Origin of the sequence: Rhizobium sp. UBA1881, assembly GCF_002338015.1 — a bacterium.
Taxonomy (GTDB): Bacteria; Pseudomonadota; Alphaproteobacteria; order Rhizobiales; family Rhizobiaceae; genus Rhizobium.
Window position 1 is genome coordinate 1 of record NZ_DDHH01000068.1, and the last position, 7,475, is coordinate 7,475.

A 7,475-nucleotide genomic window follows, 5' to 3' on the forward strand; every position below is an offset into this window, starting at 1 on the left:
TGGCCGAAAATTTCCCCTCAAAAGGAGGGGAAATCCGCTTATTTCAGAGGCTTGAGCGATCTCAGGCGGTTCTGACAGTAACCGTGCCGACGAGAAAATCGTGCAGCAGGCGGCTGCGTTCGGTGAATAGGCCTACCAGCAGAATCAGCGGCGTGAGAACCGAGTTCAGGATCCAGAACAGCGCCAGGTGAACGATAGCCGTCAGGAAGTCCATCTCCCGCCCGTCGACGCGCACGATCGCGATCCCCATGGCCCGCATGCCAAGCGATGCCTGGCTCGAGCCGCCGACCGTGAAGCCGAAATAGAGGCCCGCGACAATCACGAACAGCGCCGGGTAAAGAAAGAAACCGAGGCCGAGCGTGACGATCGACAGGAAGAACAGGATCACCGCCGCCGGAATGCAGAGCAGCAGTACGATCACATAGTCGAGGATGAACGCAAAAACGCGCCGGCTCAGCGTACCGCTATAGGCGCGCCAATCGTCAGGTGCGGCATAAAGCGGGTTCGGGTTGAGCGACATCGTTACGGTCTCCTTTCGAGAGTGGCTACCGCTGATATGGTGACGCTCGCCCCGAATGCAATATTGGCGCGAAGCGATCAGCGCTTGGCGAGGATCTTGGCAACCTCGATGGAGAAATAGGTGAGAATGCCGTCGCAGCCGGCGCGCTTGAAGGCAAGCAGCGTCTCGAGCATCGCCTTTTCGCCGTCGATCCAGCCGTTCATCGCCGCAGCTTTGATCTGCGAATATTCGCCCGACACCTGATAGGCGAAGGTCGGAAGGCCGAATGCTTCCTTCATCCGCCAGCAGATGTCGATATAGGGCAGGCCGGGCTTGACCATCAGCATGTCGGCGCCTTCCTCGACGTCGAGTGCCGCGTCGCGGATCGCCTCGGTGCCGTTTGCCGGGTCGATATAGTAGCTCTTCTTGTCGCCTTTCAGCAGTCCGCCCGTCGAGATCGCCTCGCGGTAGGGGCCATAGAAGGCGGAGGCGAACTTCGTCGCGTAGCTCATGATCCCGACATCCTGGTGCCCGGCGGCGTCAAGCGCCCGGCGGATGGCGCCGATGCGGCCGTCCATCATTTCGGACGGCGAGATGATGTCGGAGCCGGCATCGGCCTGCATCACGGCCGCGCGCGCCACCTGCTCGACCGTCTCGTCATTGACGATCTCGTTGCCGCGCAGGATGCCGTCATGGCCGTGGCTGGTGAAGGGGTCGAGCGCCACGTCGGTGATGACGCCGATATTCGGCACGGCCTTCTTGATGGCGGCCGTTGCCTGGTTGATCAGGTTGTTCGCTTCCAGGCTGTTGGAGCCTGTTTCGTCGCGCAGCGACATCTCTATATTCGGGAAGGTGGCTATAGCAGGAATGCCGAGATCGGCCGCTTCCTTGGTGGCTTCCACCAGTTTGTCGACGCTCATGCGGTTGACACCCGGCATGGCGGGGATCGGCTCGACGATGCCGGAACCCGGAACCACGAAGACCGGCCAGATCAGATCGTCGACCGTCAGCCGGTTTTCCTGCACCATCCGGCGCGTCCAGTCTGCCTTGCGGTTGCGCCGCATCCGGCGGTGGCCCGTGATTTCATCGACGAGGTGTGTCTTGTCCTGCATGATCGTTCCAGCTCTTGGCAGTTCCATTTGTTGCCGCGCTCATTATCATGCCATCCGACAAATCCAAACCGGGCGAATGGCCGCAACCAATCAACAGCTTGCGATCAACCGCTGGCGAAGACGCCGCAGCACTCCTATTGTCTGACCCATGAACGCTGATTCTCCGACCATACCGAAAAGCACGCTCACCGGCGTTCTCTTTGTCCTGTTCCTGCGCCTGATCGCGATCTCGTGTTTCTGGTTCGGATTGCAGTATTGGGCGATGCTGGTCGGCTATTCGCTGATCGGCGCGGGACGCTTCGATCTTCTGAGCCTGCCGTGGAAGGTGGCAAGCACCAGCCTTGCCGTCCTGTTTCCGGTCGCTGCCCTCGGGCTCTGGCTGGCTGTCTCCTGGGGGCCCGTCATCTGGGTGCTCGCGGCCGGTGGCCAGATCATCATGTATGGCTTTCTTCCGGAGATTTTCGGAGCCAACAAACTCATCATTCTGCTGCATGCGGCAGTGGCCATTATCTACGCCGTTTTCCGCTTTTTGCTCTGGCAGGAGAAGCGCCGACGCCGGCAGCAGGTAAGCGTTGATTTACCCTGATACAACAGCGCGTTTTGGTAAGGCACTGTTAAGCCTGCAGTTTAAGTAGAATTTTATCTGTATTCGATAGGGTCTGTCTCAAGGCGGGAAGACAACCAACACCGCCAAACAAAACAGTGAGGCAGTCATCATGAATACGAAAATCAAGCCGCAGGCGGTATCGAACTTCCGTGAACAGCAGGACCTGGGTATCCGCGATCTTTACATGGAATCCCTTCATCTTGTTGAACGTCTTCACCGCCGTCTTCTGGATGTCATCAAGGACGAATTCGACCGTCAGGGTCGCAGCGACGTCAACGCCATCCAGGCTCTTCTCCTCTTCAACATCGGCAACTCGGAACTGACCGCCGGCGAACTTCGCTCTCGCGGTTACTACCTGGGCTCCAACGTTTCCTACAACGTCAAGAAGCTCGTCGACCTCGGCTTCATCAACCACCAGCGCTCGCGCATCGACCGTCGCTCGGTCCGCATCAGCCTGACGGAAACCGGCCAGGAAATCGCCGAGACGGTTGCCAAGCTCTACGAGCGCCACACGGCATCGATCGACAAGGTCGGCGGTATCGGCACCGACGAGTTCGCGCAGATGAACAAGCTGCTGACCCGTCTCGACCGCTTCTGGAACGACTCGATCATGTATCGTCTCTAAGCAACAAGACCCCTCCAAGGTCAAAGAAAGCCGGATGCGTTTCCCTGCGCGTCCGGCTTTGCCGTTTGCGCCGACGTGGCATCTTTGCAACGCATGACCGTTCAACCGTGCTTCAAGAGGTAACCCCCTGTATTCAAGCCGCCTTTTAGCCGCTATTAGCCGGCAGAATCCTTGCAATGGTTTGGTTCATTCTTCGCTTCGCAATGGTTTGGTTCATTCTTCGCTTCGATCGCTATCGAAAGTTGCACTTTTCGGCGGAGACACGAATTGGCCATATTAGCATGGCAGCGGAAATACACGGCAATCGGCGCTTTTCAAATCCGGGGTTTTGATAACCTCGCCTTTCCTGCTCGCGATCATGTGATCGCCGGCAGCGAGAATTTGAGGTGCGCCGTGGCAACGGATGGGTAGTGACTGCGTTATTCGCGGTGACGAAGGGCAAAGCCACCGGTCTCTCAAGCGGCGGCATTATTGTGGTTGGGATGCATGTCTAAAAAAACAGGTACTGAAGCTCTCTCTCGGCGGGCATTTCTTGCTTCTGCCGCAGCCGTTGGCGCAAGCTCGGTAGCGGCGCCGGCACTGGCGCAATCGGCGATCGATTCGCTCATCAATGCACCGGAGCGCGGTGACTGGGACGACCAGTTCGACGCGAAAGCCGCGTCCCGTACGGCAACCGCCGTGGTGTCGAACACCCCGATCCTCGGACCGCAGTCCGTCCCCAGCATTCAGCAGGCGATTGCCCAGTATCAGCAGATCGCATCGGCAGGCGGTTGGCCGCAGGTCAATCCGGGCCAGCAGCGCCTGCAGATCGGCGTCACCGATCAGTCCGTCCAGGCCCTGCGCCAGCGCCTCTTCGTCACCGGCGACCTGCCGCAGGAAGCCGGCATGTCCTCGTCCTTCGATTCCTACGTCGATGGCGCGGTCAAGCGCTTCCAGGCGCGTCACGGCCTCCCGGCCGACGGCGTGCTGGGTGAATTCACGCTGAAGGCGATGAACATCCCGGCCGACGTGCGCCTGCAGCAGCTGAACACCAACCTGATCCGCCTGCAGACCTTCCCGGAAGAGCTCGGCCGTCGCCACGTGATGGTCAACATCCCGGCCGCTTATGTCGAAGGCATCGAGGACGGCAGCGTCGTCACGCGTCACAACGCGGTTGTCGGCCGTCTCAGCCGCCCGACACACCTGGTCAACTCGAAGATCTACGAGGTCATTCTCAATCCTTACTGGACCGCGCCGCGCTCGATCGTCGAGAAGGACATCGTGCCTTTGATGCGCAAGGACCCGACTTATCTCACGAAGAACAACATTCGTCTGATCGACGGCAAGGGCACGGAAGTGGCGCCCGAGACGATCGACTGGAACGCCGAAAAGGCACCGAACCTGATGTTCCGCCAGGACCCGGGCAAGATCAACGCCATGGCCTCGACGAAGATCAACTTCTACAACAAGAACGGCGAGTACATGCACGACACGCCGCAGCAGGGCCTGTTCAACAAGCTCATGCGCTTCGAATCGTCGGGCTGCGTGCGCGTTCAGAACGTTCGCGACCTGACCACCTGGCTGCTGCGCGACACGCCTCCGTGGTCTCGCCAGCAGATGGAGCAGGTGATCACCACCCGCGTCAACACGCCGATCAAGCTGGCCGAGGAAGTGCCTGTATACTTCGTCTACATCTCCGCCTGGGGCATGCCTGACGGTATCGTGCAGTTCCGCGACGACATCTACCAGATGGACGGCAATGCCGAACTCGCGCTCGACACGACCGCGGGCATGGAACAGCCGGTTCAATAAGAGCCGCAAGCTGCGTTTGAGTTACAAAAAAACCGCGTCTTTCATGGCGCGGTTTTTTGTTGCGCGTGGATTGCCCAGCAAATGTCGCTCTCCGTATTGCCCTTGAACGGGCAGGGCGCTAATAGCCTAGCGCATTCCAGTTGAGGAGCCCGCCGATGACCAATGCTTCTACCCAGACCTTCTTCAATCGCTCGCTTGCCGATACCGATCCGGAAATCTTCGGTTCGATCCAAAAGGAACTCGGTCGCCAGCGTCATGAGATCGAGTTGATCGCCTCGGAGAACATCGTTTCCCGCGCGGTTCTGGAAGCCCAGGGCTCCATCATGACCAACAAGTACGCCGAAGGTTACCCGGGCAAGCGCTACTACGGTGGCTGCCAGTTCGTCGATATCGCGGAAGAACTCGCGATCGAACGCGCCAAGAAGCTCTTCGGCGTCAACTTCGCCAACGTCCAGCCGAATTCCGGTAGCCAAATGAACCAGGCTGTCTTCCTCGCGCTGCTGCAGCCGGGCGACACCTTCATGGGCCTCGACCTCAACTCGGGCGGTCACCTGACGCATGGTTCGCCGGTCAACATGTCCGGCAAGTGGTTCAACGTTGTGTCCTACGGCGTTCGCGAAGGCGACAACCTGCTGGATATGGACGACGTCGCCGAAAAGGCACGCACCCACAAGCCGAAGCTCATCATCGCCGGCGGCACCGCTTATTCCCGTATCTGGGACTGGAAGCGCTTCCGCGAGATCGCCGATGAAGTCGGCGCCTACCTCATGGTCGACATGGCTCACATCGCCGGTCTCGTTGCCGGTGGCCAGCATCCGTCGCCGTTCCCGCACTGCCACGTCGCGACCACGACGACCCACAAGTCGCTGCGCGGCCCGCGCGGTGGTGTCATCCTGACCAACGACGAAGATCTGGCGAAGAAGTTCAACTCGGCCGTCTTCCCGGGTCTCCAGGGTGGTCCGCTCATGCACATCATCGCTGCCAAGGCGGTTGCCTTCGGCGAAGCGCTGCAGCCTGAGTTCAAGGACTACGCGGCTCAGGTCGTCAAGAACGCCAAAGCGCTCGCAGATACGCTGATCGCAGGCGGCCTCGACGTCGTCTCCGGCGGCACTGACAACCACCTGATGCTGGTCGACCTTCGCAAGAAGAACGCGACTGGCAAGCGTGCCGAAGCCGCACTTGGCCGCGCCTACATCACCTGCAACAAGAACGGCATTCCGTTCGATCCTGAAAAGCCCTTCGTCACCTCTGGCGTTCGCCTCGGCGCGCCTGCCGGCACGACGCGCGGCTTCAAGGAAGCGGAATTCAAGGAAATCGGCAATCTCATCGTCGAGGTTCTCGACGGCCTGAAGGCCGCCAACTCCGACGAAGGCAATGCCAGCGTCGAAGCAGCCGTACGCGACAAGGTGATGAACCTCACCGGCCGCTTCCCAATGTACGACTACATCGGCTAAGGATAGCGCATGCGCTGCCCATTCTGCGGATCGGAAGACACACAGGTCAAGGATTCACGCCCGGCGGAGGACAATACGTCCATCCGCCGCAGGCGTATCTGTCCTGATTGCGGCGGTCGCTTCACGACCTTCGAGCGCGTGCAGCTGCGCGAGCTCATGGTCTCGAAGAAGACCGGCCGCAAGGTGCCTTTCGATCGCGACAAGCTGGTGCGTTCCTTCGAGATCGCGCTGCGCAAGCGCCCCGTCGACCGCGACCGCATAGAGCGCGCGGTTTCGGGCATCGTCCGACGCCTGGAAAGCTCCGGCGAAGTCGAAATCAGCTCCGAGCAGATCGGCCTGCAGGTTCTTGAAGCGCTGAAGAGTCTCGATGACGTCGGCTTCGTGCGCTACGCCTCGGTCTACCGCGATTTCTCTCATGCCGAGGATTTCGAGAAGGTGATCTCGGAGATCAATGCCAAGATCGCTCGCGATCCCTTGGATAGCTGAGCGATGAGCGCCTCGCCAGACGACGCGCAATTCATGCAGGAGGCGATCCGCCTGGGTCTCCTCCATCTCGGCCAGACATCCACAAACCCCTCCGTCGGTTGCGTCGTGGTGCGCGATAGCAAGATCGTCGGCCGAGGCACGACCGCCGTCGGCGGCCGCCCGCATGCCGAGCCGCAGGCCTTGGCCGAGGCAGGTGAACTGGCTCGCGGCGCCACCGCCTATGTCACGCTCGAGCCATGCTCCCACCACGGAAAGACGCCGCCCTGCGCCGATGCGCTGATCGCGTCCGGCGTGTCCCGCGTCGTCATCAGCGTCACCGATCCCGATGAGCGCGTGTCGGGCAGGGGCATTGCCATGCTCCGCGATGCCGGCATCGTTGTCGAGACTGGACTGCTGGAGGAAGAGGGCCGCCACTCGCTCGCCGCCTATCTCACCCGCCAGACGAAGAACCGCCCCTATGTGATTCTGAAGCTTGCCGTTTCACAAGATGGCATGATCGGTCGGATGGGCGAGGGCCAGATCGCGATCACCGGTCCTGCGGCGCGCGCCGAGGTGCAGCAACTGCGCGCCGAGACGGATGCGATCCTCGTTGGTATCGGGACCGCCGTTGCCGATGATCCGGAACTGACGGTGCGCATCCCGGGGCTTCAGGGGCGCTCGCCGGTCCGGATTGTGCTGGATCCGTTGCTGGAGCTACCGTTGACGTCGAAGCTGGTGCGGACGGCGCGGCAGGTTCCTGTGATTGTGGTGGGGCGTGAGGAGGTTTTCGGTTCGGAGACGGGGGAGCAAGATTTACCCCCCTCTGTCCTGCCGGACATCTCCCCCACAAGGGGGGAGATCGACTCGTTGCGGGCGCCTTCGCAAAACGTAGACCTTGGAACGAGCGGGCAAGCCCAGCCAA

At 60.7% G+C, this 7,475-nt stretch carries 8 protein-coding genes; 6 read left to right on the forward strand and 2 right to left on the reverse strand.

The window, feature by feature from the left end; translation table 11 throughout:
• Positions 1–61 precede the first annotated feature (61 nt).
• Both B3605_RS07725 and hemB read right to left on the reverse strand, forming a co-directional pair.
• Complete coding sequence (locus B3605_RS07725; protein ID WP_112941282.1) at positions 62–520, reverse strand: RDD family protein; 459 nt, start codon at positions 518–520, stop codon at positions 62–64.
• Between the two features lie 77 nt (positions 521–597).
• Positions 598–1,611 (reverse strand): porphobilinogen synthase, encoded by a 1,014-nt coding sequence (gene hemB, locus B3605_RS07730; protein WP_111561157.1) that lies wholly within the window; start codon positions 1,609–1,611, stop codon positions 598–600.
• A 148-nt stretch (positions 1,612–1,759) separates the two neighbouring features.
• Here hemB and B3605_RS07735 point away from each other — a divergent pair, with 148 nt between their 5' ends.
• From B3605_RS07735 to ribD, 6 genes are all read left to right on the forward strand, one after another.
• Positions 1,760–2,197, forward strand: coding sequence for a DUF6163 family protein (locus B3605_RS07735; RefSeq protein WP_018898694.1), 438 nt, complete (start codon positions 1,760–1,762; stop codon positions 2,195–2,197).
• A gap of 130 nt (positions 2,198–2,327) precedes the next feature.
• Complete coding sequence (ldtR, locus tag B3605_RS07740; RefSeq protein ID WP_018898693.1) at positions 2,328–2,843, forward strand: transcriptional regulator LdtR; 516 nt, start codon at positions 2,328–2,330, stop codon at positions 2,841–2,843.
• 486 nt (positions 2,844–3,329) lie between these two features.
• Entirely contained in the window at positions 3,330–4,634 is a 1,305-nt protein-coding gene (locus B3605_RS07745; protein ID WP_112973538.1) for a L,D-transpeptidase family protein, read from the forward strand.
• 155 nt (positions 4,635–4,789) lie between these two features.
• Positions 4,790–6,088: a serine hydroxymethyltransferase gene (gene glyA, locus B3605_RS07750; protein ID WP_112941280.1), complete on the forward strand. Its 1,299-nt coding sequence runs from the start codon at positions 4,790–4,792 to the stop codon at positions 6,086–6,088.
• A 9-nt stretch (positions 6,089–6,097) separates the two neighbouring features.
• Positions 6,098–6,574, forward strand: a complete 477-nt coding sequence (gene nrdR, locus B3605_RS07755; RefSeq protein ID WP_047513200.1) for a transcriptional regulator NrdR — start codon at positions 6,098–6,100, stop codon at positions 6,572–6,574.
• A 3-nt stretch (positions 6,575–6,577) separates the two neighbouring features.
• Positions 6,578–7,475: bifunctional diaminohydroxyphosphoribosylaminopyrimidine deaminase/5-amino-6-(5-phosphoribosylamino)uracil reductase RibD (gene ribD, locus B3605_RS07760; RefSeq protein WP_296433492.1), on the forward strand; the 898-nt coding region annotated here is incomplete at its 3' end.

Bases quoted from the DNA above. Each gene is read 5' to 3' on its own strand.
- B3605_RS07745 (WP_112973538.1), top strand. From the start codon at position 3,330: ATGTCTAAAAAAACAGGTACTGAAGCTCTCTCTCGGCGGGCATTTCTT.
- glyA (WP_112941280.1), top strand. From the start codon at position 4,790: ATGACCAATGCTTCTACCCAGACCTTCTTCAATCGCTCGCTTGCCGAT.
- nrdR (WP_047513200.1), top strand. From the start codon at position 6,098: ATGCGCTGCCCATTCTGCGGATCGGAAGACACACAGGTCAAGGATTCA.
- B3605_RS07725 (WP_112941282.1), bottom strand. From the start codon at position 520: ATGTCGCTCAACCCGAACCCGCTTTATGCCGCACCTGACGATTGGCGC.
- hemB (WP_111561157.1), bottom strand. From the start codon at position 1,611: ATGCAGGACAAGACACACCTCGTCGATGAAATCACGGGCCACCGCCGG.
- ldtR (WP_018898693.1), top strand. From the start codon at position 2,328: ATGAATACGAAAATCAAGCCGCAGGCGGTATCGAACTTCCGTGAACAG.
- B3605_RS07735 (WP_018898694.1), top strand. From the start codon at position 1,760: ATGAACGCTGATTCTCCGACCATACCGAAAAGCACGCTCACCGGCGTT.